We start from the raw sequence: 26,717 nt of genomic DNA on the forward strand, positions 1-26,717 counted from the left end.
CGCTCCATGGTGAGACGCCGCGCGGGTCAGCGGACGGTGAGGGCGCCGGTCATGGACGGATGGATGCCGCAGAGGTAGCGATACGTGCCGGCAGCGGACGGCGCGGTGAACGTGGCTGTCTCGCCGCCTTCGATGGTGCCGGTATCGAAGGCATCGGCGGCCTTGGCCGTCACGGTGTGGGGAGCGGAGTCCTCGTTCACCACGGAAACCCTGGCTCCTGGTGCGACAGTGAGGTCGGCCGGCTCGAAGCGGAAGTCCTTGATGACGATGCGCTCTTCGCTGACCGACGTGGAGGACGGCGCCGAGGGCGACGTGGAGGTGGGCGCGGGCCCTCCGGAGGAGGAACAGCCGGCGAGGGCGATGAGCAGGCACAGCAGCGCGATCGCCACGACCATGTGCGGTGTGCGGGAGCGGGGACGGACAAGCATGGGATCCTCCTGGGTGCGCTGAGCGGGAGGCCCTACGGCCACAGAGGCTGGATGATGCGAGCGGGGCTCCCTGAAACCGCGGCGGCGCGCGAACCAGGTGCGGTCGAGGTCTTCAGCAAGGGGCGGTGACGGCCCCGGCGGCGAGTGGTCACCGAGGCCGTCATACGGGCGGAACGGCTACGGCCCGTATAGCTGTGGCTGTGGGCGTCAACCCCTTCGCTGAGGGCTAGTAGTTCTTGCCCATGGAGGCTCCGGCGTGGCCTTCGATGGTGCCGCAGCTGGCGGGGGCGGTGGCTTCCTGGGGCAGCTTGGGGTCGAGCTCACTCTTGCCCTTGCCGAAGTCGTACACCCCGTTGCCATTGGGGTCGATGCCGTGCTGAACGACGTGCAGGCGGGTGATGTTGTCGGCGACGGCCTGGGAGACGGCGATCGTCCGCGAGTAGGACAGGTTGCCGTTCTTGTCCGCGACCGGCATCCGGTCGACAGCCAGACCGCTGGCCTTCGTGGTGTCGCCCTTGGTGGTCAGGGAGATGTTGATGTCGCCGTAGGCGGGCAGTCCCTCGGCGGTGGTGACGATGCCGTCGCCGTTCTTGTCGGCGCTGGCGTCGGGGCAGGTGAAGTCGTGCCCGGTGGTGGAGCCGTGGATGTGCTGGGCGTGGGGCTGGCCGGGGACGAGTCCCTGGGCGTTGATCTTCACCGTGAGCTGGCGGCCCTGCAGGGTGAGCTGGGCGGTGCCGCGGGCGCCCGAGTCGTTCAGCTGCCGCAGGTCGACTTTGTAGCTCCGGCCGTGCTGCGTCTGCTGACCTGCGTGGTTGGTGTCATGGGCCAGTGCCGGGGCTGCCACGGCGAGGGTGAGGGCCGCGGGCAGGGCCATGAGGGCGGTCAGACGGGTGGAGCGCTTGATTGTCATCGCGATGCATCCCCTTCCGGGGAGGTTTCACCGGCACGAGGCCGGATCGCGTCCGGACGTTCAGTCCCTTTCACCCATCATTCGGTGCGCCCCCGAAGGAGGATTGGGTACTGGTCGCACCACTCTTCACGCGTGAGCGCATCGCAGAGGCTGAACTCACACCCTTCGCCTTCGCCTGATACAGCCGCACACGTCCAGACGATCAGTGCTGGCCTCGGGGGTCAGGGATGAACGCGCCGACTGTCGTTTCCACGGGCACGGCAGTCAGCACTTCGAGGCCCGGACGGAGCAGAGGGCGGCCAGCTACTCGGCAGCGCGGCTGTGTGATGCGCGCGGCTCCCATCAGAGCAGGTGGCACCCCCGCCCCCCACGAACCCTGAGGTCAAACCAGTCATCTCCCGTTTGTGTGCATAGCGAACAAACCGTCAGGACAAGAGGTCTGCGGGGCATGTACGACGTAGCATGAGAGGGCGAGGTCTCGCCGCATCCCCCGTCGGCGAGACCTCGCCCTCGAACTCGGCCAAGCAGCCGGGCAACTCGCCCCCGACCTCGCCCGCCGCCTGCCGACCCCATAATCACGACTGCAGGAAGCCACCAGGTCACCACATGTCTCCGGGCTGATTGGACGATACGGGCTCCAGTGCTCCTCGTTAGCTGTTCCTGGCCCGGGCCCGGTCGACCTGGCGCAACAGCAGGTCGGCGAACTGGATGATCTGGGCCGCCTCGATCGGGTCGGCGAAGTCGACGGTGCGGTGGCTGGAGGGGTTCTTGTAGCGGCCCATGGCGCCGGCGAACAGCGCGGACTCGGCCTCCTGCTCGCCGCCCTCTGCGCCGGCGTCGGCCAGCGGGCCGCCGGGCTTGCCGTTCTGGTGCGGTTGGAACGCCTTGCGCATCAGCGCCACGCCGACGAGGGAGTTGTCGAGCCCGGAGGCGTCGCGGACGGCGACTTCGACGGCCTTCATGGCGGCGAAGCACGCGGTCTCGTAGTCCCCGAGGTCGAAGTTGGTGCGCACCGTCTTCTCCAGGTCCGGATGGAGCGGACCGGCGAGCCGGGTGCGGGCTTCGAACCGGGCCAGGCCCTTCGGGTCCGCCGCCAGCTCCCGGCCGTCACGGGAGAGCCGCCGGAAGTTCTCGGACTGGCGCGGCACTCGGGACAACAGCGCGTGGGCCTCCAGCCAGCTCCACGCGTCGGACAGCCGGTTTGTCAGCAGGTCGACGTCCCTCTCCTCCTGGAAGGCCATGCGGGCACCGCCTATCAGCCCAGCGTACTGAAGATCGCCGCCGCCTTTGGCAAGGTTCTGTAGCAGGAGAAGCGCGGCATCCCGAGTGGGAAGTTTCCGGAGCTGGTCCGCCGGAACCGGCGGCTCGTACGTGAACATGGATGCGCGTTACGCGGCAACGCGGACGCCCACTGTCTGATTTCCGACTTCGTCCGGCTCCTCCCCATGGGGCACTGCCGTCCGGCGTCCCGATGCTCATTACTCGTGCCGGCCTGCAAGGCCAATGCGGCCTCCGACCACGCCCAGGAGCCAGATCAACTCCGTGCCTGGAGGGCGCATCAGGCCGAGCCCGTCGATGGCCAGGCCGCTGAGGAGTCGCGGTCGATCGGTTGCCACGACCAGATGGAGCGGCTCACAGCGTGACCTCCGGCCGTTGCGCTACGGTGCCTTCTGCTGGACGCGCACCGCCACCCGCCGCAGGACGACGCCCACGCCGTCTCCCGCAATCGGCCAAGGCCCTTCGGGGCCCGCGTCGCCCCGACGCCGTTCCTCTGCGTCGACGGGCAGCGTGAGCATGCCCTTCGAGTCCGGAGAAGACCGATGCCGCGTCACCAGAACACCGCCGCCCAGTGTGCCCGGCAAGCCCAGCGCGATACCGGGGGCAAGTACACCGCCGAGCTCCGCAAGACCACCCCGGCCGAAGGCCAGCCCGGGCCGTTCACCCTGGGGAAGTTGCTCACCGCGTGCGGGCCCTCGCCCGACTGGACCGGCCAGCACCCGGTCGTCGACCCCGAACGGGCACCGGAGATGTTCGACTTCACCCCGCTGGGCGAGCCGGTGCCGTACTAGACCGTCATGCTACTCCTCGGCTTGCTAGCGCCCGCCAGCAGGTCCACCGAGCTGGAGCTGGAGTCCCGTAACGGCTTCCACTCCCTGATCGTGGCGTGCTGCGGCCGCCGCTTCGAGATGGTCCTCACGCAGGACAACTACGCCACCGAGCGGTGCCACGTCCCGGGCTGCGACTCCGGGCCGGTCTCGGCTCACTCGATCCCCTACTGTGTCCACCGGCACCTCGCCGAGCGTCCTGAGGACGAGCTCGTAGAGATGGCCCGGGCGTGGGGGCACAGCCAGCGTGAGGAGTTCAGTGCCGGTGACCCCGCCGCCGTGCCGCCGGGAAAGGAGGGCGACGGACTGATCGCGGCCGCCGTCGCCCAGGGCGCCTTCTTTCCGGTCAAGACGGCTCTGATCGAAGCGGCCTACGACGAGCCCGAGATGGTCGACGTCGTGTACTGCGGCGAGCAGGCCGTTCATGTGAACTACGCGATGGACACCGAGAACTTCCGGCTGGAACGGGTGGCCCGAGCGGCCCACCGCCGCATCCAGAAGCTCGCTGGCGGACGCTGTGCCTGCGGTGCGGCGCTCCAGATCGACACGGGCCCAAAGGTGCCGCCGCAGTTCTGCTCGGCAGCGTGCGCCGCCGCAGGGCCGCAGACGCGCGGTGGAAGCGCCCCTGTCATCTGCGGCAAGGCAAGAACGGTGCCCACACTCGTCACACGAGGTGGCCGTGGGGTCGGACGGGCACGTCCAGCCGGTCGCCGACCTCGGCGAGGACGCCCGGGCAGAAGTAGTACCAGCGCAGGCGCGTGATCCCGCCGTCGACGATCTCGGCGCGCAGGACGTCCTCGACCGCCTCGGGGCCACTGCCGTCGGCCGGGGTGGCCCACATCAGGACCAGCGGTTCGCCGTCGAGCTCCCGGACTTCGGCACTCCACCGGACGGAGGACTCCACAACCAGGGTGTGGTGCAGCGAGCCGGCGGCGATCTGCGCCCGTCCGACCTCATGGGCGACGCCGATCACGTCGCTGACCGCGTCCTGGACGAAGAGCTCGGTCAGCCCGTCCAGGTCGTACGCGGTGAATGCCGCGGCAAGGGCGTCGAGGGTCTCGCGGTCGGGAGCCGTACGACGGGCGAGCGCAGCTTCCCGCTCCGGATCGGCCAGACGCCCTCGGCCACGGTGCAGTGCGGCCTTGACCGCCCCCTCGGTGGTGCTCAGCATGGCGGCGATCTCCTTCAGCGGCAGGTCGAACACGTCCTTGAGGACGACGGCGGCACGCTCCTGCGGCGCCAGCAGGGTGGCCATCTCCGCGAGCGCATCGCGCACCTCGGCGAGATCGGCGGCGGCAGGGGCGGCCCGCTCCACCGGCTCCACGAGCAGCGGAGCCGGGCGGCGCACCTGGTCGAGGTAGGCGTTGGTCGCGATCCGCACCAGCCACGCCATGGGGCGCTCGACCGGCTGATGGGTCTGTGCCGCCCGCGTGAATGCCCGGGCGAGTGCCTCCTGGGCCAGGTCCTCGGCGTCCCACACACTGCCGGTCAGGCGCCGACAGTAGCGGAACAACTCCCCGCGCAGCGGCTCCAGCACGACGAGGAACTCGCGGCGTGCGGCCTGCGCCACCGCCAGCAGAGGCTGCGGCAGTCGGCCGGGGTCGGGGGACAGAGAGGGCTGAGGCATCGCTTCACGGCTCCTTGCAGGGTGAATGGCTGTACACACCGGTACGACGGGACAGCCTTCACGCCGGATACGTAGCCGAAGCGGTGACCTGGCTCACGCCCTCAGCCCCGTGGCGGCACCGGTCATAAGGACGCGTGGCGAGCGCGGTCGGACGCCCCTCTCGTCCGCGTCGTCGTTGCGGCACCGCCCGCACACCAGCCGTCGCTTCTTGGGCTGCTAGGGAAGCCGTACCTCGTGGGGCAGCGGGGACTCCGTCGGTGAACTTGCGGGGTCGTAGTCGCGCTCCGCACGGACCAGCCGCGCGACACGGGCCCTTCTCTGAGCACGGGGCGACCGTCCCGTATACCCAGCAGCCTCCGCACTCGCGTCCTCCGCAGTGACCAACCACATGACCACCATCACTGCCGTCACCCTCACCGGAAGCGTCAGCAACGAAGAGCCTCAACGCTTCAGCTGCACCCGAGTAACCCGATACAGGACGAAAAGGGAGCCCCGCCGCCAAACCGGCGAGGCCCCTCCGGGTTCATGCTCACGAACTTACGATGCATGTTCGGACGACAACCGCGGACGAGGCTGCCCGGGAGGGCAAGGGCACGAACTGCTGGATACTCGCCGAAGGCTTTCTCCGGGACGGACCATCCAGAGCACGCAGCGCACGATCACGCTCCTCGACCGAGAGACGGGTCAGCAGGGCCACGAGCCTGCCCAGCTCCTCCTCGCCCGACGTCACCGGTCACCCGCCAGGTCGAGATCCCGCTCGGACGCCTCGGCAGGAATCTGCGCCGGCTTCGGTCGGCGCCACGGATGGGCGATTGGCTGAGACACCCCGCGCCACCAGGTATCCGCGGGCAGCTTGCCCGCCGGCTCGAAGGGCTCGCCGGGTCGGGGGAACGCCACCGCCTGCCCCGCCTCCTCCGCCGCGTCCTTCGTCCACTCCCCCGGCTCCGCCCACGGGTGCGGAGCCAGGTTGAAGGTGGCCCAGTGGATCGGCAGCATCACACCGGACGGAGCACCTCCCTGCAGGTCAAGATGGGCCTGGACCCCCTGCGCGGGCGTCATGTGAATGTCTGGCCACGCCCCAGGCATCGGCGTATAGTCCGTGTGGTTCTTGGGCAACAACCCTTCGTTCTGTACACGCCCCGCTCGGCGTCCAGACGTGTGGTTCTTGGTCCAGAACTCCGAGTACGCACCGATCTGGATCATGGTGGCGTCGAAGGGGCCGTGGGCCGCGCCGATGTCCTTGAACCCGGAGAAGTACCCGGTGTCCCCGCTGTGGAAGATCCGGTGGGCGGGGCCGGTCACGACCCAGGAGGCCCAGAGCGTCATCTGCCGGTTGCGCAGGCCGCGGCCGCAGAAGTGTCGGGCCGGGGTGGCCGTCAGGCGCAGGTCGCCGATCTCGGCGGACTCGTTCCAGTCCAGCTCGCGCAGCCGGGAGGGGGCCACGCCCCAGCGCTCCAGGTGGGCGCCGACGCCGAGCGGCACGGCGAAGACGGTGTCGGTGGTGGCGAGCGCCTTGATCGTCGGCAGGTCGAGGTGGTCGTAGTGGTCGTGCGAGATCACGACGACGTCGACCGGGCCGAGCGCGGCGAGCGGCGCGGGCACCGGGTGGAGCCGCTTGGGGCCGGCGAAGGGGAAGGGGGAGCAGCGGTCGCCCCAGACCGGGTCGAAGAGCACCCGGTGGCCGTCGATCTCCGCGAGGACGCCGGAGTGCCCCATCCAGGTCAGGCGGAGCCCGGTGGCCGGGGGCCCCGCCAGGTCGGCGACCGTGGTGGGGTGGACCGGGATCGTGCCGGTGGGGGCGCGGCGCGAGCGGGCTTCCTTGTCGAAGTAGATCTTGGCGAACTCGACGCCGGAGCCCGAGGGGCCCCGCCGGGCGGGCTCGGGGTTCTGGAAGATCCCGTCCGCGAAGTTCGGCGAGCGGTGGATGCGGGCGAGGCGCTCGCCCGTGGGGTCCGCGCCGAAGGACTCGGGGCGCAGCGCGCGCAGCCGGGCCCGCGGCGAACGGTCGGAACCGGTACCGGTCACAGGACCTCCTGATCTCTGGGGGTCGTTCCATTATGGGCGGACCGGGCCGCGAACGGTCGGGGCGGGCCCGCCGTACTGAACCACCGTTCAGTAGTATCGCCCGGTCGTACCGGTCGGTACGACCGTACCCACCCCCTCACGAGGAGATGTCCGATGAGTTCCGACCCGCTGCTTTCCGTCGGCTGGACCGACCACGTGACCGGCCGCCGGGGCCATCTGGTGATCGACCGGCTGGTGCGCGGGGTGGCCAGCGGCGGCCTGCGGATGCGGGAGGGCTGCACCGCCGGCGAGGTCGCCGGGCTCGCCCGGGGGATGACCATGAAGGAGGCCCTGCACTACGACCCGGAGGGCCGGTACGTGCCGCTGGGCGGCGCCAAGGGCGGCATCGACTGCGACCCCCGCTCCCCCGAGGCGTACGGCGTCCTCGTGCGCTACCTGCGGGCGATGCGGCCCTACGTCGAGCGGTTCTGGACCACCGGGGAGGACCTGGGCCTCACCCAGGACCTGGTGGACCGGGCCGTGTCCGAGGTGGGCCTGGTCTCCTCCGTGCAGGCGGTGTATCCGCTCCTGGACGACGAGGAGGCGGCCCGGGCGCGGCTCGCGGACGCCTTCGCCATCGAGGTCGACGGCATCGGCCTCGACGCGCTGGTCGGCGGTCTCGGGGTCGCCGAGTCGGTCCTCACCGCCCTCGACCGGGCCGGCCGGGACCACGCCGGGACCCGCGTCTCGGTGCAGGGGCTCGGCACGATGGGCGGGGCGACCGCCCGGTTCCTGGCCCGCGCCGGACTGCGCGTGGTGGCCGTGGCCGACGTTCGCGGCACGATCGTGAACCCGGCCGGGCTGGACGTCGAGGCGCTGCTGGCCGCCCGGGACGGCCACGGCGCCGTCGACCGCGCCGCGCTGCGGCCCGGCGACCGGGAGGAGCCCGGGGACGCCTGGCTCGCGGCCGAGGCGGAGGTCCTGGTCCCGGCGGCCGTCTCGTACGCGATCGACACCGGGAACCAGGGGCGGATCACGGCCCGCTGGATCGCCGAGGCGGCGAACATGCCGGTCCTGCCCGAGGCCGAGGAGGCCCTCGCCGCACGGGGCATCACGGTGCTGCCCGACGTGGTCGTGAACTCGTGCACCAACGCCTGGTGGTGGTGGACGCTCTTCGGCGACATCGAGGCCGACGCCGACCAGGCGTTCGCGCGGGTGCGCGGCGCGATGCGGCGGCTCGTCGGCGACGTCCTCGACCGGGCGGAGGCGGCCGGCACCGGCCCGCGCGCCGCGGCGCACGCGCTGGTGGAGGAGCGACTGCCGCGGATCGCCGAACGCTACGGCTGGTACTGAAGCCCCGGCTCCCCGGCCGCCGGGTCGATCATGCCCGCGTCACGTGCTGTGTAAGGTGCGTGCCGTGGCAAGAGTGCGGTTGAGCGTGGCCGAGCGGCGTGAGGAGCTGCTGAGGGCCGCCGTCGAGCAGATCGAGGCGCGCGGGGTCGCGGCCGTCCGGATCGCCGACGTGGCCTCGGCGCTCGGAGTGAGCAACGCGCTGGTGCTGTACCACTTCTCCTCCAAGGAGAAGCTGGTCGCCGCGGCCTTCGCGCACGCCGCCGAGGCCGACCTCGCGCACCTGCGGCGCCTCCTCGGGCGCCGCTCCAGCGCCGTGCGCCGCCTCCGCGCCGCCGTCCGCTGGTACGCCCCGACCGGCCAGGCCAAGGGCTGGCGGCTGTGGATCGAGGGCTGGGCGGCCTCCCTGCGCGACCCCGAGCTCCGCCGGGTCGCCGCCTCCCTCGACAAGGAGTGGAAGACGGCGCTGACCCGGGTGATCGCGGAGGGGGCCGAGACCGGGGAGTTCCGCTGCGCGGACCCGGCGGCCGCCGCCTGGCGGCTCACCGCGTTCCTCGACGGCCTCGCCGTCCAGACGACGGCGTACGCGGGCTCGCTCTCCCGCAGCGCCATGCTCCGCTGGGCCGACGCCGCCCTCACCCGCGAGCTGGGCCTCCCCGACGCGTCCCCCGGCACCGGGGAGCCCGAGGACCCGCCCCGGGACGATCCCCCCGCGCCCCCCGGCACCTGAGACCCGGTCCGGAGAACCGCCCCCGCGCCGCAGCCGGCCGCGTCACGAGAAGCCTGGCACGTGAGGCGGGTCCGTCCGTGTGAGGAGGGTCCGGGCGCGCGAGACGGGTCCGGCAGCCTCAGGCGGGTCCGGGCATGTCGCCAGGCCCGGGCCGTCGGCAGACGGCAGGTCCGGGCCGTCGGCAGGCTCGGCGCGGCGACATCAGGCCGGTCCGGGCCGGCCGCGTCCGGCAGGTCCGGGCGTGTCGGCGAGCGGACCTCGCGCGGCCTGCGTGGCGGGCGCCGGCACGGGCCGCCGGGTTCACACCAGTTCGTAGACCGCCGACACCGTGACCTGCTCCTCGATCTCGCCGGGAGCCAGCGGCACGCCCGTCTCGTCGTGGGCGACGCCGGGGGCGGCACCGGGGCCGGGGCGCACGGACTCGCCCTCGCTGAGCGAGACCAGCCGGCCCAGCTCGTGGCCGCTGAGCCGGGCGTGCTGCGCCGCCTTGTCGTAGGCGTCCCGGTAGGCCGCCTCGCGTGCCTTCGCGCGCAGGGCGGACGGATCGGCGACGTCGAAGACGACGCCGTTGATCCGGCCCGAGTCCCCCGTGGCGTCGTTGACGGCGCCGATGACCTGCCCCGTCCTGTCGAGCTCGCGGACCTTCACCGAGAAGGACTGCCCGGCCTGATAGCCGGTCACCTTGCTCTCCCCCTGGGCGTTCTGCGTGTAGACGGGGGAGAGCGAGAGGCTGTCCGTACGGATGTCCCGCTCGGCGATCCCCTGCCTGTCCAGCACGGCGAGCAGGGTCTCGGCCGCCGTGTGCTGCGCGGCCATCGCCTCCTTCGCGGTCGGCCGGCTCGCCTCGACCCCGATGGAGAGGATCGACAGGTCGGGCGCGGCGGACGCGCGGCCGTGGCCGGAGACGGTGACGGTGGCCGGCGCCTCCACCCGGGCGGTACGCGGAACCGTCCGCCCGGGCCCCGCGGCCAGGGCGGGCGCCGCGGTGCCGGCGAGCAGGCCGCCGAGCACGGCGGTGGCGGCGAGCAGACGGGCGGTACGGACGGCGCTTGGCCGACGGATCGTCACGGGCGGTCCCTTCGAGGCTGGCTGCCGGGGCTCCGGCGGGCACATCCCAGCACCCGCCACCGCGCCCTCCCGCACGCCACTCCCGGCCGCGGGCGCCCTTCACCTCTCCGTACCAGTCGCACCGCGCGCGGCCGTCCCGCCGCTCCCGGTCCCCGCGGCCGGGCCGCGCTCAGGTCTGGACGAGGGGCTCGTACGCGTCGGGGTGCAGCCCGAAGGTCCAGGCGACCCCCTCCCGCGCGGTCCTGGTCGCGGGCGGGACCCGCAGCCAGTAGGTGCGGTGGCTGCCGTCCGGCTCGGGCGTGGAGTTGACCACCTCGACCATCGCCACGTCCTCGTCGTCGTCCAGCTCGATCCGCCACAGCACCCCGGTCTCGTCGCGGTGCTGGTGCCGGGCTCCGGAGACGGCGAGGTAGCGGTCGTAGCCGTAGTACTCCAGCATCACGCGCCGCAGTTCGGCGTTCTCCTCCGCCCGGATCCGCTCGGGCGTGAGGCCGGCGAGCCCGGCCAGGAAGTCGGCGGGCACGGTCATCCCGCGCCAGGCGTACAGGGCGAATCCGTCGGCGAAGGCCAGCGCGGGGCCGTCGCCCCGGTCGAGCCGTCCGGCCTCGTCGCGGTGCAGCTCGACGGGTCGCTCGCAGAGCACGGCGACGCTCTCGAACGGCCACCACCAGCCCGCGTTCACGGCGACGGCGGCGAGCCCGGCGAGGCGGTCGCCGTGGCCGTCGAAGGCGGCGAGCCAGGCCGCGTCGTGCTGGCCGAGCACCGCGTCGAGCAGCACGAGCCGCACGGCGGTGGCCTCCCGCGCGGAAGGCTCCGGACGGGTGGACGCGCCGGCGGGACCGGCGGGCGTCGCCGGTCCGGTGCCGGTCGCCGCCTCCGTGACCCCGGCCCGTATCCGGTCGGCCAGACCGCGCGTGAGGTCCCACAACGGGGCCCCGGTCGCCTGCCAGTGGGCCGCCCAGCCGGCCGGGCCGAGCGCGTCGTGGAGACGGCGCCGCTCCTCGGCCCAGGGCCGGGTCCGCACCTCGTCCCGGACCGAGCGGCCCTGACCGCTCAGCCCCCGCACGAGCGCGACGGCCGCGAGCGGCGAGTCCGCCCAGAGCACGCGGGCCGGCTCGGCGAGCCCCGCCGTGCGGTAGGCGAGCCGGACCCCGGCCTCCGCGGCGGCGCGGTCGGCCGGCCCGGTGGCCGCCGCGACGGACCGCCACCGGTCCAGTGCGGTGGTGCGGTGCGGGCCGGTGTCGGTGATGTCGGCGTGGTTCATGTGGAAGCCCCCAGGTCTCTCTCGGTCAGTCCGCGACGATCCGGTACGCCCCGGGCACGTACTCCCGCTGGCGCACCACCCGGTACCAGCCCTTGGGCAGCGGTATCGGGGCGTGCTCCTCGTGCACCACCCGGCCGCCCTCGGGCAGTTCGAGCAGCAGGGGGCCGAAGGGTCCGGGCTCCCGGACGAGCCGGCCGGGTCCCGGGACGGCGTGGGCGTGCCCGGTGACCTCGCCGAGGGCCAGGACCAACCGCCCCCTGCCGTCCCTCGGCTCCCCCGCCGCCGCCTTCGCCCGCTCCGGTACGGCCGTCTCCGCGACGGGCGCGATCAGTACGTCTCCCTGCCGGTACATGCCTCTCCCCTCCCGTCCGGCCCGATGCGGCCGGACACGGGAACGACGCTAGAGGGCGGGTCTGACAACGCCCGCGATCACCGGCCGCCCGCGGCCTCCCCGCTCCGGCTCCGGCCGCCCGCCACCGGGACGGAGACCCGCCGGAGGGCGTTGTCGGTGCCGCTTGGTAGAACTCTCTGCATCAGCCGCACCACGCCGTCCGTCGCCGGGAGCCCCAGTCATGACCGTTGGCCACTACCTCGAGGAATTCCACGGGCTGCCCGTGTTCCCCTTCCCGGACACCGACGCGGACGGCCGGGTCGCGCTGCCCGACGCCGCCGCGGTCGCCTGGCGGCTCTCCTCGCCCACGTACTGCGAGAGCGACGACGAGCAGTGGGGCGCGCGCTTCGAGCGGTTCCTGAAGACGGTCGACACCGGCCGGGTGCGGGCGCTCGTCGTCGGCGGCTGGGACGAGGCCTACGAGAACTCCTCGGCGGACATCGTCACGGCCCTCATCGCCGCCAACGACCGGCTGACCTCCCTGGAGGCCGTCTTCCTCGGCGACATGACGGGCGAGGACTGCGAGATCTCCTGGATCATCCAGTCGGACGTGACCCCGCTGCTCGCCGCCTATCCGGCCCTGCGGGAGTTCGGCGTCCGCGGAGGCTCCGAGCTGGCGTTCCCGCCGATCGAGCACACCGCCCTGGAGACGCTGGTCGTGGAGACCGGCGGCCTGGGGGCCGAGGTCGTGCGCGGGATCGTGGGCAGCGACCTGCCCGCCCTGGAGAACCTGGAACTCTGGCTCGGGACCGACGAGTACGGCGGCGACAGCACCGCCGACGACCTCGCGCCGCTGCTCTCCGGCGCGGCGTTCCCCGCCCTCCGCTCGCTCGGCCTGCGCAACAGCGTGATCCAGGACGCCGTCGCCGCGGCCGTGGCGGGCGCGCCGGTCGTCGCCCGGCTCGAGCGCCTCGACCTGTCCATGGGCGTGCTGACGGACGAGGGCGCGGCGGCGCTGCTGGACGGCCAGCCGCTGACCCACCTCGCCCGCCTCGACCTCTCCCACCACTACCTGTCGGACGCCGTGCAGAAGCGGGTGCTCGCCGCGCTCGCCCCGCACGGCGTGGACGTCGACCTCGACGACGCGCAGGAGGGCGACGAGGAGGAGGACGGCCGGGTCTGGCGCTACGTCGCGGTCGCCGAATGACCGGCCACCCGCGCCTCGTGGTCGTCGGCGTCCCGGCGGGCCGCCGCGTCGCGCTCCTCCAGGGCGCGCTGCGGTCCGCCGGGCTGCCCGAGGCGCGGGTGGTGTCCTGGCCCGAGGTGCTGCGCGGGACGGCGCGGTTCGCCGGGGGCGAGACCGTGCGCCTGGACTCGCCCGGCGAGGACCCGGAGGCCGACCGGCTGCTCCGGGGGGTCGACGATCCGGCCCGGGTCGAGGGCACCGGCCGCTGGTACGCGCGGTTCCTCACGGCCACCGCGGAGCTCGCCCGGTCCGCGGCCGCGGCGGGTGCCGCGCTCGTCGACGACCCCGCAGAGCTGGCCGGTCTGTTCGACAAGCGGCTGAGCCACGGGCTCCTCCGCACCGCCGGGGTACCGGTGCCCGGATCGCCGACGTCCGGGCCCTCGGCGCCTCCCGTGCGCGGCTGGGCGGACGTCCGGGCCCTGACGGAGGCGCCCGGGATGCGCCGGGTCTTCGTGAAGCTCGCCCACGGGTCCTCCGCGTCGGGGGTGCTCGCGGTCGAGACGAACGGGGCGGGACGGGTCCACGCCACCACCTCGGTGGAGCGCGGTCCCGGCGGCGTCCTCTTCAACTCCCTGAAGGTGCGGCGCTACACGAGCGAGCGCGAGGTCGGAGCGATCGTGGACGCCCTCGCTCCCGACGGGCTGCACGTCGAGCGCTGGCTGCCGAAGGCCGCGCAGGGCGGCCGGGCGGCCGATCTGCGGGTGGTGGTGGTCGACGGCAGGGCGACCCACGCCGTGCTGCGCACCAGCCGCTCCCCCATGACCAATCTCCATCTGGGCGGGGCCCGGGGCGACCTTTCCGCCGCCCGGGCCTCGATGGCCGCGGCGGGCGCGCGGTGGACGGACGCGCTCGGCGTGTGCGAGCGGGCCGCCGGGGCGTTCCCCGGTACCCGTTGCGTGGGCGTGGACCTGCTGCCGACCGCCGGCTGGCGCCGCTTCGCCGTGGGCGAGGTCAACGCCTTCGGGGATCTGCTGCCGGGCCTCACGGGGCTGCCGGGCGGCGGCGCCGAGGGCCTCGACACGTACGGGGCCCAGGTCGCCGCCCTGTTCCCGCGCGCCCACCGCACCACCACCGCAGCCCAGGCCACCGCCACCAGCACCAGCACCAGCACCAGCACCAGCACCAGCACCACAGGAACGAGCACCGCGTGAACCAGCCCGACATGAACAGGATCGTCGGGAGCCACGATCTGCTCCTGGTCACCCTCGACACCCTGCGGTACGACGTGGCGGCCGAGCTCGCCGCCGAGGGCCGCATCCCGAACCTGGCCCGCCATCTGCCCGGCGGCGCCTGGGAGCGGCGGCACGCGCCCGGCAGCTTCACCTACGCCTCCCACCAGGCGATCTTCGCCGGGTTCCTGCCGACCCCGGCCTCCCCCGGGCCGCACCCGCGCCTGTTCGCGGCCCGCTTCGCGGGCAGCGAGACGACCGCCGACGGCACCTGGGTCCACGACACCCCGGATTTCGTGTCCGCCCTCGCGGGCGCGGGCTACCGGACGGTCTGCGTGGGCGGGGTCGGCTTCTTCAACAAGCAGCCGCCGCTCGGCACGGTGCTCCCCGGCCTCTTCCAGGAGAGCCACTGGGACCCGTCGTTCGGCGTGGCCTCCCCCACCTCCTTCGAGGCGCAGGTCGCCCGCGCCGAGGAGGTCGTCGCCGGGCTCCCGCGGGAGCGCCGGCTGTTCCTCTTCGTCAACGTGGCCGCGCTGCACCAGCCGAACTGGTTCCACCTGCCGGGCGCCACCCGCGAGGCGGGCGACTCGCGGGCCACCCACGCGGCCGCCCTGGAGTACGTCGACCGGCACATCGGGCGGCTCTTCGCCGCGATGAGCAGCCGCCGCCCGTGCTTCGCGATCGTCTCCTCGGACCACGGCACCGCCTACGGGGACGACGGGTACACCGGTCACCGCCTGGGCCACGAGGTCGTCTGGACCGTCCCGTACGCGCAGTTCGAGCTGGCCGGGCCGGAGCGGGAGGCCTCCGCATGAGCGACACCGCCGCCCCGCGCCCGTACCGGAGTTACGTCTACGCCTACCCGCACAAGACGGCGTACCGGCCCCTGCCCGCGCCCGCTCCCCCGCTCGCCGCGCTCTGGCGGGACGAGCCGAAGGACGCGCTCTCCCTCTACGCGCACATACCGTTCTGCGAGGTCCGCTGCGGCTTCTGCAATCTCTTCACCCGGATCGGCGCCCCCGACAAGCTGACCACCCGCTACCTCGACGCGCTCGACCGCCAGGCCGCGGCCGTCCGCGAGGCGCTCGGGGACCGGGACCCCGTGCGGTTCGCGACGGCGGCGTTCGGCGGGGGCACCCCCACCTTCCTCACCGCCGGCGAGCTGGAGCGGCTCTGCGACATCGCCGAGAAGCGGACGGGGGTGGATCTGCGTGCGGTGCCGCTGTCCGTGGAGACCTCACCGTCCACGGCGACCGCCGACCGGCTCGGCCTGCTCGCCGAGCGGGGCGCCACCCGGCTCAGCATCGGTGTGCAGAGCTTCGTGGAGGCCGAGGCGCGGGCGGCCGTCCGGCCGCAGCGCCGCGCCGACGTCGAGTCGGCTCTCGGCCGGATCAGGGACACCGGCGTTCCGGTGCTCAACATCGACCTGATCTACGGGATCGACGGGCAGACGGAGGAGTCGTGGCGCGCCTCCCTGGACGCCGCCCTCGCCTGGCGCCCCGAGGAGCTCTACCTCTATCCGCTGTACGTGCGGCCCCTCACCGGGCTCGGCCGGATCTCCCCCGCCGCCGACCGGGAGTGGGACGAGCAGCGGCTGCGGCTCTACCGGTACGGCCGGGACCACCTCCGCGCGCACGGCTACGAGCAGGTGTCCATGCGGATGTTCCGCCGGGCGGACGCCGCGCCGCTCGGCCCCGACGACTACGCCTGCCAGACCGACGGCATGATCGGGCTGGGCTGCGGGGCCCGCTCGTACACCTCGGCGCTCCACTACTCCTTCGACTACGCCGTCGAGATGCGGGAGATCCGGACGATCATCGACGCCTACACGGAGACCGCGGACTTCTCGCGGGCCGAGGTCGGCCGCTGGGTCGACGCCGGGGAGGCCCGGCGCCGGCATCTGCTGCAGTCCCTGCTCCAGGCCGAGGGCATGCCGGTCGCCGGGTACGAGGAGCGGTTCGGCTCCTCGCCCTTCGCGGACTTCCCCGCGGAGCTGGACCGGTTCGAGGCGCTCGGCTGGCTGGACGGGGACGCGCCGGCCGGGCTGCTGCGGCTCTCCCCCGAGGGCCTGGCCCACTCGGACGGTCTGGGTCCGGAGCTGTTCTCCCCCTCGGTGCGGGCCGCGATGGCCGCGTACGAGCCGAAGTAGGGGTGGCCGTGGACCTGACACCGCCGGTGTTCCGGCAGCCGTCCCCCGGCCCCGGGGCGCCGCTCCCCTCGGACGGGGGGATGGACCTGACGCTGCTCTACCGCGGGCCGCTGTCCTCCTGCGACTTCGACTGCCCGTACTGCCCCTTCGCCAAGCGCCGGGACAGCCGGGAGCAGCTGCGCGCGGACCGGACGGCGCTCGAACAGTTCACCGGGTGGGCGGCCGGCCAGACCGGGGACCGGCTGCGCGTCCTCTTCACCCCGTGGGGCGAGGGCCTGGTGCGCTCCTGGTACCGGCGGGCGCTCGTCGAGCTGTCCCGGCTGCCGCACGTGGAGCGGGTGGCGATCCAGACGAACCTGAGCTGCCGGACGGACTGGCTGGCGGAGGCGGACCCGGAGGGCGTGGCGCTCTGGTGCACGTACCACCCGGGGCAGACGCCGTACGAGCGGTTCCTCGCCAAGTGCGGGGAACTGTCCGAGCGGGGCATCCGCTTCAGCGTCGGCGTGGTCGGGCTCCCCGAGCACGCGGAGGACGCCCGGCGGCTGCGGGCCGCGCTTCCGGCGCACGTCTACCTCTGGGTGAACGCCGCGGAGGGGCGCACGTACGCGGACGCGGAGGCCGCGGAGTGGACGCGGATCGATCCGCTCTTCCCGTACAGCCGGCAGCCGCACCGCTCGGCGGGGCTTCCGTGCCGGACGGGCGAGTCGGTCGTCTCGGTGGACGGCGAGGGGACCGTGCGGCGCTGCCACTTCGTCAAGGCCGAGCTGGGGAACCTGTACGACGGCTCGTACCGCGCCGCCCTGCGCCCCCGCGCCTGCCCCCTCGCCGTCTGCGACTGCCACATCGGGTACGTCCATCTGGAGACGCTGCCGCTGTACGACGTCTTCGCGGGCGGGGTACTGGAGCGGATCCCCGCCGTCGTGCCGCCGCCGCGGGCCCCCTGGGCTACAGGGGCATGAGGTCGGGGCGCTTCGCCTCGACGTGGTCGCCGGAGCTCTCGCCGCGCAGCCTGCGTCCGATCCAGGGCACGAGGTACTCCCTGGCCCAGAGGATGTCGTCGCGGCGCACTTCGAGCGGGCCGCGCACGGGTACCGGCGGCCACAGCTGGTCCGGGTCGGCCGGCACCGGCAGACCGAGGACCTGGGCGGCGCGCAGGGCGACCCGGGTGTGGCCGTCGGGCGAGAGGTGCAGCCGGTCGGCGTCCCAGGCGCGCCGGTCCTGGACCGACCTCAGGGACCAGAGGTCGAGGACGGGGCAGCCGTAGCGGTCGGCGATGGCGCGGACGTGCCCGTTGTACGTGGCGATCTTGCCGCGCAGGTGCTTGAGGAGCGTGACGCCGCGGGTGTCGAAGCCGGTGGTCACCATGACGGTGCCGACGGCGGAGGTGAGTCCGGCGACGGCGCGCTCGAAGCGCTCGGCGACCTCGTCGGGGTCGGTGCCGGGGCGGATGATGTCGTTGCCTCCGGCGCAGAAGGTCACCAGGTCGGGGGCGAGTTCCTTCGCCCGGGGGACCTGTTCCGCCACGATCTGGTCGAGGAGGCGCCCGCGTACCGCCAGGTTGGCGTAGCGGAAGGCGTCGTGCTCCGGCAGCTGGTCGGCGAGCAGCACCGCGAAGCGGTCCGCCCAGCCGACGTACGTCCCGTGGGGCCCGGGGTCGCCGACGCCCTCGGTGAAGCTGTCACCGATCGCCGCGTACGACCCGAATGCGTGCTGGTCTCTTGATCTCGACTCGTCTGCCACGGGAGCACATCCTTCCCTTTCGGATGTGACCTACGCGACCGTAAGGAGGGGTTGACGCCGGGTGACATATGCCACCGATAAAGAATTCGCCAAGCCGGAATAGAAGGAGTGGAGCGGCCGGAGGCCCGGCACGTGCGTGCCGGGCCTCCGCGGGACGACGGTGCGTCAGATGTTCACGCCGTGCTGGCGCAGGGTGGAGATCGGGTCGATGTCCGAGCCGTACTCCGGCCCGGTGCGCATCTCGAAGTGCAGGTGCGGGCCGGTGACGTTGCCGGTCGCGCCGGAGAGGCCGATCTGGTCTCCGCCGTTCACGGCCTGGCCGGCGGAGACGGTGATGGAGGAGAGGTGCGCGTACTGCGAGAAGGTGCCGTCGGCGTGCTGGATGACGACCTGGTTGCCGTACGCGCCACCGTCGCCGGCGGAGTAGACGGTGCCGGGGCCGACGGCCATGACCGTGGTGCCGGTGGAGGCCATGAAGTCGACACCGGTGTGGTAGCCGGAGGACCACATGGAGCCGGAGGCGCGGTACGGGGTGGACATGCCGCCGCTGACCGGGGCGACCCAGCCGGAGGAGGAGGTCGAGGACTTCGGCGCGGTGGAGGTCTCCGCGGCCGGGGCGCTGGCGGCCGGGGCGGCGGAGCGCTCGCCGCCGCGGGAGGCGCGCGGGGTGTCGCCGTTCTTCGCGGAGCTCTCGGCGGCCTTGGGTGCGGCGCTCTTCGGGGCGGCGGCCTTGGCGGTGCTCTTGCCGCCGAGGGTGAGCTTCATGCCGGGCAGGATGAGCGAGGGGTTCTCGCCGACGACCTGGCGGTTGTCCTTGTACAGCTGCTGCCAGCCGCCCGCGAGGTCGTGGTCGGCGGCGATCTTCGACAGGTAGTCGCCCCGGACGACGGAGTACGTCTTCGGCGCGGCCTTGCCGGTCTTGGCGGCGGGAGCCTTCGTCTGCGCGGCGGCGGTGACGGCCTGGCCGGGAGCGGCGGCGGGGGCGGCCTGCTCGGCGGCGTGGGCGCCGGTGGCACCGAGGAGCGGGAGGGCGACGACGGCGCCTCCGGTACCTGCGGCGGCGATTCCGCGGGTGAGGCGGTTGGACGTGATGCGGCGGTGCTTACCCTTCGCGGGCATGGCGAATTCCTCTCCGGCGCCTGCGAGGTGAGCTGTCGGGTTCGGACTGGAGATGCCCGGCCGCGCTCTCGCGCGACTTCACCCCGAGCCGTCCTGCGTCGCGGGACCGGCGTACTTCCTGGGTCCCCCGCTCCTGCCACGCATGGGATGGGTGGAATTCCGGACGGTGGCAGGATTCGGCGGTCCGACCGGATTGACGGTGACGCTAGACGAGCGGGGTCGGCGCGAACAAGCCGATGATTTCTCCCGGCTTTCCGGGCCCCGCAATCGACCGGGAATTCCGGTCACCCTCCGTGGATGACGGACCCTCGATTTCCTTTTCGAGCACGGCGATTGCTCCGGGCGGTCGGCCACGATCCGTCACTTCTATGACCCTGCTCACGCGCCGGAACCCATCTCGCCTGCAAACAGGGCGCGTTATACGCAAGGCCTCAATTCGGACAGTTCACCCATTCCCGTCCAGGGGGGTGCGTCATACCGGCCCCACCTGGATGATTGCCCCTGGAACCGATCTCGCTTCGGACATCCGAACGTCGACCCATCAGGAGCATCCGTGACGCAGCAGCTGCCGCAGGTCCCGCCCGTCGAGGCGAACGAGCCCGAGCTGGCCGAGGTCCGCAACTTCCGGGACGTGGGCGGCCTGCCGACGACGGACGGGCGTGCCGTGCACCCCGGCCGCCTCTTCCGCAGCGGCCACCTCGCCCACGCCACCGAGGAGGACGTCGCCTTCCTCGACTCGCTCGGGCTGCACACGGTCTTCGACTTCCGGAACCTCGCCGACCGGAAGGTCGAGGGTCCCGACGTCGAGCTGCCGGGCGTGCGGAACGTGAACATCCCCCTCAACGACCCGGCCGAGGGCAAGGAGTTCTGGAAGCTGGTCCGCGAGGGCGACATCGCCCAGCTGCACGCCATCCTCGGCGACGGCAAGGCCGCGGCCCGTATGTCCGACTCGTACCGGAAGATGGTGGTCGAGCGGACCGCGGAGCACAGCCGGATCCTGCACGCGCTGGCCGAGGACAGCCTGCCCGCCCTGATGCACTGCGCGGCCGGCAAGGACCGTGCCGGGCTCTCCATCGCGATCACCCTGCTGGCGGTCGGGGTCGAGCGGGAGGCGATCGAGGCCGACTACGTGAAGTCGAACGACCCGCACCGCCGCTACAAGGTGCGCCGCAGCTCCACCGCCCCGGACGCGATGTCGCCCGAGGTGATGGAGCTGCTGAGCCCGCTGTTCGACGCGCGGGTCGAGTACCTGCGCGGCGCCTTCGAGACGATCGAGGAGACCTGGGGCTCGGTGGACGCCTACCTCGCCGAGGGCCTGAAGCTGTCCCCCGAGACCCGCGAGCTGCTGCGCCTGCGGCTCCTCACGGAGGCGTGACCGGGACCTACTGGTTCTGTCCGCCCATCACGAACAGCAGGTAGAGGAAGCCGGCGAAGAGGTGCCCGGCGATCAGATAGGCGAAGAGGCGCAGGACGAGCCCCTTGGGGAACCGGCCCTCGCCGCGCTCTTCGCCGGTGGCGGGTCGTGACTTCTCGGACATCTCGGTCCTTTTCTCTCGGAGGAGGTACGGGATCAGCGCCGGTGCGGGGTTCCGTCGCCGAGACACAGCTCGGCGACGGGACTCTGCAGGAGGGTGTGGACGAAGAGCAGCTCGGCCCCGCCGGGGGTGGCCGCCCCGATCCGGTGCGGGGTCAGCGAGTCGAAGTGCGCGCTGTCCCCGGGATCGAGGACGTGGACGGCCTCGCCGAGCGCGAGCCGCACCCGGCCGTCCAGGACGTGGATCCACTCCTCACCCGGGTGGACGCGCACGATGTCGCCCCGAGTGGCGTACGGCACGTGCACCCGCAGGCACTGCAGGGCGCGCCCGGCGCCGCCCGCCTGCCGGTAGATCCAGCCGTCGGCCTCGACGGGCTCGGAGCGTCCGGCGCGGACGACGGGGTCGCGCCCGGGGGGCGTCTCGCCGAGGAGCTCGGAGACCGTCGTACCGTAGATGCGGGCGAGGGCGAGCAGCATCGGGAGCGAGGGCTGCCGGTTCCCCGTCTCCAGCCGCGAGAGGTGGGCGGGCGAGAGTCCGGCCCGCTGGGCGGCGGCCTCCAGGGTGAGGCCCCGGCGGCGGCGCAGGGCCCTCAGCTGCGGGGCGACGTCCGGCAGGACGTCGGGGCCGGCGGTGCCCGGCGCGCCGGGGGCCGGGACGGCGGGGTCCGGGGAGGGTTCCCCGGGGACGTGGTCCATGGGTCCATTCCGCCAGGATCGTGCCTCTGAGGCAAGTTTCTTGCCTCAGAGGCAAAAGCGGAGCGCGCTCTCAGCGCTGTGCGACCGCCTGCTTGACCAGGGTCCTCCCGAAGTCCCACATCAGACCGCCGCCGCCGTGGGCCTCGTCCATCACCGCGGTGAACGCCGTCACGAACCGCTCCACGTCCGCCTCGTCGACGACCAGGGGCGGGATCAGCTTGATCACCTCCAGATGGTCGCCGGAGACCTGGGTGAGGATCCGGTGGCGCTGGAGCAGCGGGACGACGACCATCTGGGCGAAGAGCCCCTTCCGGGCCGCCTGGAGCATGGTCCAGCGCCCGCGCAGCCCCAGCGAGGACGGCCTGCCGAACTCGATGCCGATCATCAGCCCGCGGCCGCGGATCTCGTGGAGCAGCTCGTACCGGGGCACGAGTTCCCTGAGGCGTCCGGAGAGCAGGTCCCCGATCCGGCGGGCGTGCGCGACCGTCCCCTCGGCCTCCATGACCGAGAGGACGGCGAGCCCGGCCGCCATCGCCTGCGCGTTGGACCCGAAGCTCGCCGAGTGGACGAGGACCCGGTCCATGGACGAGTAGACCTTCTTGAAGATCCAGTCCTTGCCGAGGGTGGCGCCGACCGGCACGTAGCCGCCGGAGAGCGCCTTGGCGACGCAGACCAGGTCCGGCTCGACGCCCTCCTCGTGCTGGTAGGCGTAGAAGTCGCCGGTCCTGCCCAGGCCCGTCTGCACCTCGTCGGCGATGAGGAGCGCCCCGTGCCGGTGCAGCAGCTCCTGGGCGGCGTACAGGAAGCCCGGCGGGGACTCGTGGACGCCCTTGCCCTGGATGGGCTCGACGACGAAGGCCGCCACGTCCCCCCGGCGCAGCTCCCGCTCCAGGGCGTCGAGGTCGCCGAGGCCGATCGCGGTGTCCGGCAGCAGCGGGGCGAAGCCGTCCCGGAAGCCGTTCTCCCCGTTGACGGAGAGGGAGCCGGTGGTGAGCCCGTGGAAGGCGTGGGTGCAGTAGAGGACCCTGGGCCTCCCGGTGGCGTACCGGGCGAACTTCAGGGCGGTCTCCACGGCCTCCGTGCCGCTGTTGCCGAAGAAGACGCGGTCGAGGTGCGGGCTGTGGGCGAGCAGCCGCTCGGCGAGGAGGCCGGGCAGCGGCTGGCAGTCGAAGCGGGTGAGGTCGGCGAGCTGGGCGTCCAGCACGTCGTGGAGGGCCTTGCGGACGACGGGGTGGTGCCGCCCGAGGCCCATCACGCCGAAGCCGGCGAGCATGTCGAGGTGGTCGACCCCGTCGGCGTCCCAGAAGTGGGCTCCCTCGGCCCGCTCGTACACCTTGTCGAAGCCGATGGTGTGGAGCATGCGCGGCAGCTGGTGGTTGAGGTAGCGGGCGTGCAGCTCGTAGCGCTCGCCGCCGCGCTCGGCGAGCAGCTCCCGCAGGTCGAACTCACCCGACACGGTCGCTCACCCGTTGTTCCCGGAGACCGTCTCCCTGACCGCGCGCAGGGATTCCTTCAGCGAACCCATGGTGGCGAGGACGGCGGTGGGCTCGTAGCCGCAGTGCGCCATGCAGTTGGCGCAGCGCGGGTCCTTGCCGCGGCCGTACTTGTCCCAGTCGGTGTCCTCGACGAGTTCGCGGTACGTGGGGACGTAGCCGTCGCTCATCAGATAGCAGGGCCGCTGCCAGCCGAAGAGCGAGTAGTTGGGAATGGCCCAGGCGGTGCACGGGAAATCCGCCTTTCCTTCCAGGAAGTCCAGGAAGAGCGGCGAGTGGTTGAGGCGCCAGCGTCGCCTGTTGCCGCCGGCGAAGGCCTTCTTGAACAGTTCCCGGGTCTGCTCGACGCCGAGGAAGTGCTCCTGGTCGGGGGCCTTCTCGTAGGCGTAGGCGGGCGAGATCATCATCTCGTCGACCTGGAGGTCGTCGTTGAGGAAATTGAGCACCTCGATGATGGTCTGCGGGGTGTCGGTGTTGAAGAAGGTCGAATTGGTGGTGACGCGGAATCCGCGCCGCTTGGCCTCCTTGATGGCGGCCACCGCCTCGTCGAACACTCCCTCCTTGGCGACGGATTCGTCGTGCCGCTCGCGCAGGCCGTCGATGTGCACGGCGAAGGCGAAGTACGGCGACGGGGTGAAGTTCTCCAGCTTCTTGCGCAGCAGCATCGCGTTGGTGCAGAGGAAGACGTACTTCCGCTTGGCGACCAACTGGCGCACGATCTCGTGGATCTGGGGGTGCATCAGGGGCTCGCCGCCCGCGATGGACACCATGGGGGCGCCGGACTCGAGGACGGCGCCGACCGCCTGGGCGACCGGCATGCGCTGCTTGAGGACACCCGCCGGGTGCTGGATCTTCCCGCAGCCCTCGCACTTGAGGTTGCAGGCGAAGAGCGGCTCCAGCTCGACGATCAGCGGGAACTTGTCACGCTTGCGGAGCTTCTGTTCGAAGAGGTAGGTCCCGACCCGGATGGACTGACGGAGCGGCATGGCCATAACTCGCTCACCTCCTGGGGAGCAGCAAAGAACGGTGCCATTCGAAGAAAGCGGGAAGGACGGCACGGAGGACACGGAAGGCCGATATTCCCCCGCGTACCGTGCCGATCCGGACCAGTTCATGTTCTGGAGCGTCCACGACCACCCGGACGGCCGCAACCGGACGGACGTCGGGCCCGGTCCCGCCGCGGGCGGTCCCCAGGGTCGCCGCGGACTCCATGTCGACGGCGATCGCGCCGGTGGCCCGCAGCGCGGCCCGCTCGGGACCGCGCACCACGTGGTCGGAACCGGTCAGCGGCCCGGTGTGCACGGCCCGCCCCGGTACGGCCCTGACCAGGGCTTTCACCAGGAGTTCGGTTCCGGTGCAGGAGATCGTGCCGGCGGGCCCGCGGGCCTCGTCGGCGACGACCAGGTCCCCGGGGTGCATCCCGGGGGCGAGGCCGGCGCAGAAGCCGGAGGCGATCACGGCGGCGTCCTGCCATCCGTGGTCGCCGAGGGCCCGGGAGACGGCCCGCCGGGCCCGGTCGGGACCCATGCCGGTGCGGAGCACGGTGACGGGCCCGGGGGCGCCGGTCCGGTCCCCGGTGCGCAGGGCGAGCTGCTCGATGCCGAGGGCGCAGGCGATCAGCAGGGGCGGTGGGGCGCCGGGGCCCGGCTCGCGGCCCATCAGCGGGCCCCGGCGGGCGAGGGCTCGCCGTGCACGTAGCGGCCGAGCGCCGTGAGCGGGAAGACCAGCCGGTAGAGGTGGTAGTTGATCGAGAAGTCCCAGGGGAAGCCGGTGCCGGTGAAGTACGGCTCGTCCCAGGTGCCGTCCTCGCGCTGGGTGCCGGCCAGCCAGGCGACGCCCCGCCGGACGGGTTCGGAGTCCCGCTCGCCGGCCGCGAGGAGGGCGATCAGCGCCCAGGCGGTCTGGGAGGCCGTGGAGGCGCCCCGGCCGATCCAGGCCTCGTCGTCGTACGAGCGGAGGTCCTCGCCCCAGCCGCCGTCCTCGTTCTGGACGGTGCCGAGCCAGTGGACGGCCCGGCGGATCGCCGGGTGGGAGGCGGGCAGCCCGGCCGCGGTGAGGGCGGGCAGGACCGATCCCGTGCCGTACACGTAGTTGACGCCCCAGCGGCCGAACCAGGCTCCGTTGGGCTCCTGGGCGGCGAGGAGCCAGTCGATGCCCCCGCGGGTGCGCGGGTCGTCGGCCAGTCCCTCGAAGGCGAGCATCTCCACCACGTGGGCGGTGACGTCGGCGGAGGGCGGGTCGATGACCTCGCCGAAGTCGCAGAAGGGGAGCTTGTTGGGGAGGGCGCTGGTGTTGTCGGCGTCGAAGGCGCCCCAGGCGCCGCCCTTGGACTGCATGCCGAGCGTCCAGCGCGTGCCGCGGGCGACGGCCGCCTCCAGCCGCGCGGGGTCGGGGTGCCGGACGCGGCGGAAGGCGAGCAGGACCTCCGCGGTGTCGTCGATGTCCGGGTAGGTGTCGTTGTGGAACTCGAACGCCCAGCCGCCGCCCGGGGGCAGCCCGGGCCGCCGGACGGCCCAGTCCCCGGTCCGGGTGATCTCCTCGTCGAGCATCCAGTCGACCGCCTTCACCAGGGCCGGGTGGTCGGGGGCGAGCCCCGCGTCGGCGAGCGCGATGGTGGCGAGGCAGGTGTCCCAGACCGGCGACTGGCAGGCCTCGACCATCCGCGAGCCGTCCTCGTGCCAGACGGCGAAGCGGTCGAGGGATTCGAGCCCGGCCCGCATGACGGGATGCCCGAGGTCGTAGCCGAGGAGGTGGAGGGCGATGATCGAGTAGACGGCCGGGGGCTGGATGCCGCCCCAGCAGCCGTCGTTCTCCTGCCGCTCGATGATCCAGCGCGCGGCCTGGTTCATCGCGGTCCTGCGCAGGGCGCGGGGTGCCACCCGGTGGTAGAGGTGCAGCGCCTTGTCGAGGCGCTGGAAGAGGCCGTCCCAGCTGGTGGCCGGGGCGAGCGGCCGCGGCGGGGCGGGCCGGGCCGGATCGGTGTGGAGCTCGTCGAGCGGGAAGGGCGCGGGTCTGACCGGACGCTTCGCCGAGACCACGGTGAGCGGCACGATGGTCTGCCGGGCCCAGCAGCCGAAGTCGTAGATGTTGAGCGGGAACCACGTGGGCAGGAAGAGGAGCTCCGGGGGCAGCTCGGGCAGGTCCTCCCAGCGCCACCAGCCGAAGAGCGCCAGCCAGATCCGGGTGAAGACCCGGGCGGAGGTGATGCCGCCGCGTTCGCGGACCCAGGCGGAGGCCCGGGCCATGTGCGGGGCGTCGGGCGCGTCCCCGGCCAGCCGCAGGGCCACATAGGCCTCGACGGTGGCGGAGAGGTCCCCGGGCCCTCCGAAGAAGGTGGCCCAGGCGCCGTCCTCGCGCTGCTCGCGGCGGATGTGGAGGGCCGCGGCCCGGGTGGTCCCGGGGTCGAGGATGCCCAGGAACTGGCGGAGGAGGAGGTCCTCGGCGTCCATGGTGACGTTGGTCTCCAGGTCGCCCTTCCACCAGCCCTCGGCGTCCTGCCGGGCGAGGAGGTGCTCCGCGGCCCGTGCCGTGGCCCGCGCGGCGGCCGCGTCGAGGCCGGCCGGGTCGGGCGGGGCGGACCCGCCGGGTCCCGGTGCTGCGGCCCCGTCGCGTCGGAGCTCGTCGGTCGTGCTGGCCGCGGTCGCCCGGGGGCCCACGGCCCCGGCGCTTCCGTCGGTCGTCGCTGTCATGGCTTCCCCTTTGCGCAGTCGGTGACTTCTGCTTCTACGGGTCTGCCGTCGGCCGGCGCCGGAGG

General features: G+C 72.9%; 25 protein-coding genes, 1 pseudogene and 1 riboswitch. Of the genes and pseudogenes, 9 read left to right on the top strand and 17 right to left on the bottom strand.

Annotated elements, in window-relative coordinates; all coding sequences use genetic code 11:
• Window positions 1-26: 26 nt before the first annotated feature.
• From ACY0MR_RS06880 to ACY0MR_RS06890, 3 genes and pseudogenes are all read right to left on the bottom strand, one after another.
• Window positions 27-428, bottom strand: a complete 402-nt coding sequence (locus ACY0MR_RS06880) for a cupredoxin domain-containing protein (RefSeq protein WP_473559785.1) — start codon at window positions 426-428, stop codon at window positions 27-29.
• Between the two features lie 241 nt (window positions 429-669).
• Window positions 670-1,338: pseudogene (locus ACY0MR_RS06885) on the bottom strand (hypothetical protein); the annotation flags it as partial.
• A 650-nt stretch (window positions 1,339-1,988) separates the two neighbouring features.
• Entirely contained in the window at window positions 1,989-2,579 is a 591-nt protein-coding gene (locus ACY0MR_RS06890; protein WP_242484344.1) for a TIGR02391 family protein, read from the bottom strand.
• Window positions 2,580-3,158: 579 nt separating this feature from the next.
• Between ACY0MR_RS06890 and ACY0MR_RS06895 the strand changes: the two genes are divergently transcribed.
• Complete coding sequence (locus tag ACY0MR_RS06895) at window positions 3,159-3,407, top strand: hypothetical protein (protein ID WP_451862563.1); 249 nt, start codon at window positions 3,159-3,161, stop codon at window positions 3,405-3,407.
• A 24-nt stretch (window positions 3,408-3,431) separates the two neighbouring features.
• Here the strand turns inward: ACY0MR_RS06895 and ACY0MR_RS06900 are convergent, their stop codons facing one another.
• From ACY0MR_RS06900 to ACY0MR_RS06910, 3 genes are all read right to left on the bottom strand, one after another.
• The gene (locus tag ACY0MR_RS06900; RefSeq protein WP_473559787.1) at window positions 3,432-3,869 is read right to left on the bottom strand and encodes a hypothetical protein; all 438 of its coding nucleotides are present in this window, start codon (window positions 3,867-3,869) and stop codon (window positions 3,432-3,434) included.
• 238 nt (window positions 3,870-4,107) lie between these two features.
• A complete protein-coding gene (locus ACY0MR_RS06905; RefSeq protein WP_473559789.1) occupies window positions 4,108-5,070 on the bottom strand; it encodes a sigma-70 family RNA polymerase sigma factor in 963 nt (320 codons plus the stop codon).
• A gap of 726 nt (window positions 5,071-5,796) precedes the next feature.
• A complete protein-coding gene (locus tag ACY0MR_RS06910; protein ID WP_473559791.1) occupies window positions 5,797-7,095 on the bottom strand; it encodes an MBL fold metallo-hydrolase in 1,299 nt (432 codons plus the stop codon).
• A gap of 153 nt (window positions 7,096-7,248) precedes the next feature.
• Here ACY0MR_RS06910 and ACY0MR_RS06915 point away from each other — a divergent pair, with 153 nt between their 5' ends.
• Both ACY0MR_RS06915 and ACY0MR_RS06920 read left to right on the top strand, forming a co-directional pair.
• A complete protein-coding gene (locus ACY0MR_RS06915) occupies window positions 7,249-8,427 on the top strand; it encodes a Glu/Leu/Phe/Val dehydrogenase dimerization domain-containing protein (protein WP_473559793.1) in 1,179 nt (392 codons plus the stop codon).
• A gap of 64 nt (window positions 8,428-8,491) precedes the next feature.
• Window positions 8,492-9,154, top strand: coding sequence for a TetR/AcrR family transcriptional regulator (locus tag ACY0MR_RS06920; protein WP_392864028.1), 663 nt, complete (start codon window positions 8,492-8,494; stop codon window positions 9,152-9,154).
• A gap of 300 nt (window positions 9,155-9,454) precedes the next feature.
• Here the strand turns inward: ACY0MR_RS06920 and ACY0MR_RS06925 are convergent, their stop codons facing one another.
• From ACY0MR_RS06925 to ACY0MR_RS06935, 3 genes are all read right to left on the bottom strand, one after another.
• Window positions 9,455-10,222 (bottom strand): SIMPL domain-containing protein, encoded by a 768-nt coding sequence (locus ACY0MR_RS06925; protein ID WP_388795660.1) that lies wholly within the window; start codon window positions 10,220-10,222, stop codon window positions 9,455-9,457.
• A 169-nt stretch (window positions 10,223-10,391) separates the two neighbouring features.
• Window positions 10,392-11,486, bottom strand: a complete 1,095-nt coding sequence (locus ACY0MR_RS06930) for a DUF6745 domain-containing protein (protein WP_392864030.1) — start codon at window positions 11,484-11,486, stop codon at window positions 10,392-10,394.
• A gap of 25 nt (window positions 11,487-11,511) precedes the next feature.
• On the bottom strand, window positions 11,512-11,838 hold the full coding sequence (locus tag ACY0MR_RS06935) for a hypothetical protein (protein WP_388795666.1): 327 nt from the start codon (window positions 11,836-11,838) through the stop codon (window positions 11,512-11,514).
• Window positions 11,839-12,058: 220 nt separating this feature from the next.
• Between ACY0MR_RS06935 and ACY0MR_RS06940 the strand changes: the two genes are divergently transcribed.
• From ACY0MR_RS06940 to ACY0MR_RS06960, 5 genes are all read left to right on the top strand, one after another.
• The gene (locus ACY0MR_RS06940) at window positions 12,059-13,024 is read left to right on the top strand and encodes an STM4015 family protein (RefSeq protein ID WP_473559795.1); all 966 of its coding nucleotides are present in this window, start codon (window positions 12,059-12,061) and stop codon (window positions 13,022-13,024) included.
• A complete protein-coding gene (locus tag ACY0MR_RS06945; RefSeq protein WP_473559797.1) occupies window positions 13,021-14,214 on the top strand; it encodes an STM4014 family protein in 1,194 nt (397 codons plus the stop codon). Before ACY0MR_RS06940 ends, ACY0MR_RS06945 begins: the two co-directional genes overlap by 4 nt.
• An 11-nt stretch (window positions 14,215-14,225) precedes the next feature.
• Window positions 14,226-15,047, top strand: coding sequence for an STM4013/SEN3800 family hydrolase (locus ACY0MR_RS06950; RefSeq protein WP_361855521.1), 822 nt, complete (start codon window positions 14,226-14,228; stop codon window positions 15,045-15,047).
• On the top strand, window positions 15,044-16,381 hold the full coding sequence (locus ACY0MR_RS06955; protein ID WP_473559799.1) for an STM4012 family radical SAM protein: 1,338 nt from the start codon (window positions 15,044-15,046) through the stop codon (window positions 16,379-16,381). The genes ACY0MR_RS06950 and ACY0MR_RS06955 overlap by 4 nt, the downstream gene beginning before the upstream one ends.
• 80 nt (window positions 16,382-16,461) lie before the next feature.
• On the top strand, window positions 16,462-17,340 hold the full coding sequence (locus tag ACY0MR_RS06960; protein ID WP_473561724.1) for an STM4011 family radical SAM protein: 879 nt from the start codon (window positions 16,462-16,464) through the stop codon (window positions 17,338-17,340).
• On the opposite strand, the gene ACY0MR_RS06965 is transcribed toward ACY0MR_RS06960, so the two are convergent.
• Entirely contained in the window at window positions 17,327-18,121 is a 795-nt protein-coding gene (locus ACY0MR_RS06965) for an SGNH/GDSL hydrolase family protein (RefSeq protein WP_473559801.1), read from the bottom strand. The two genes, ACY0MR_RS06960 and ACY0MR_RS06965, sit on opposite strands and share 14 nt — an antisense overlap.
• A gap of 165 nt (window positions 18,122-18,286) precedes the next feature.
• The gene (locus tag ACY0MR_RS06970; RefSeq protein WP_473559803.1) at window positions 18,287-19,240 is read right to left on the bottom strand and encodes a M23 family metallopeptidase; all 954 of its coding nucleotides are present in this window, start codon (window positions 19,238-19,240) and stop codon (window positions 18,287-18,289) included.
• A gap of 4 nt (window positions 19,241-19,244) precedes the next feature.
• Window positions 19,245-19,404, bottom strand: a riboswitch (cyclic di-AMP (ydaO/yuaA leader).
• A 389-nt stretch (window positions 19,405-19,793) separates the two neighbouring features.
• Between ACY0MR_RS06970 and ACY0MR_RS06975 the strand changes: the two genes are divergently transcribed.
• Window positions 19,794-20,615: a tyrosine-protein phosphatase gene (locus ACY0MR_RS06975; RefSeq protein ID WP_473559805.1), complete on the top strand. Its 822-nt coding sequence runs from the start codon at window positions 19,794-19,796 to the stop codon at window positions 20,613-20,615.
• Between the two features lie 7 nt (window positions 20,616-20,622).
• Here the strand turns inward: ACY0MR_RS06975 and ACY0MR_RS06980 are convergent, their stop codons facing one another.
• The 6 genes from ACY0MR_RS06980 to shc form a co-directional block, all read right to left on the bottom strand.
• Window positions 20,623-20,778, bottom strand: coding sequence for a DUF6126 family protein (locus tag ACY0MR_RS06980; RefSeq protein ID WP_361855483.1), 156 nt, complete (start codon window positions 20,776-20,778; stop codon window positions 20,623-20,625).
• A 32-nt stretch (window positions 20,779-20,810) separates the two neighbouring features.
• Entirely contained in the window at window positions 20,811-21,470 is a 660-nt protein-coding gene (locus ACY0MR_RS06985; RefSeq protein WP_388795687.1) for a helix-turn-helix domain-containing protein, read from the bottom strand.
• Window positions 21,471-21,540: 70 nt separating this feature from the next.
• Window positions 21,541-22,926: an aspartate aminotransferase family protein gene (locus tag ACY0MR_RS06990; RefSeq protein ID WP_388795690.1), complete on the bottom strand. Its 1,386-nt coding sequence runs from the start codon at window positions 22,924-22,926 to the stop codon at window positions 21,541-21,543.
• Window positions 22,927-22,932: 6 nt separating this feature from the next.
• Window positions 22,933-23,955 (bottom strand): adenosyl-hopene transferase HpnH, encoded by a 1,023-nt coding sequence (gene hpnH, locus ACY0MR_RS06995; RefSeq protein WP_388795693.1) that lies wholly within the window; start codon window positions 23,953-23,955, stop codon window positions 22,933-22,935.
• A gap of 7 nt (window positions 23,956-23,962) precedes the next feature.
• Window positions 23,963-24,622, bottom strand: coding sequence for a phosphorylase family protein (locus ACY0MR_RS07000; RefSeq protein WP_388795696.1), 660 nt, complete (start codon window positions 24,620-24,622; stop codon window positions 23,963-23,965).
• Window positions 24,622-26,652, bottom strand: coding sequence for a squalene--hopene cyclase (gene shc / locus ACY0MR_RS07005; RefSeq protein WP_473559808.1), 2,031 nt, complete (start codon window positions 26,650-26,652; stop codon window positions 24,622-24,624). The genes ACY0MR_RS07000 and shc overlap by 1 nt, the downstream gene beginning before the upstream one ends.
• Window positions 26,653-26,717 lie beyond the last annotated feature (65 nt).

The organism is Streptomyces sp. JN8, assembly GCF_055808075.1.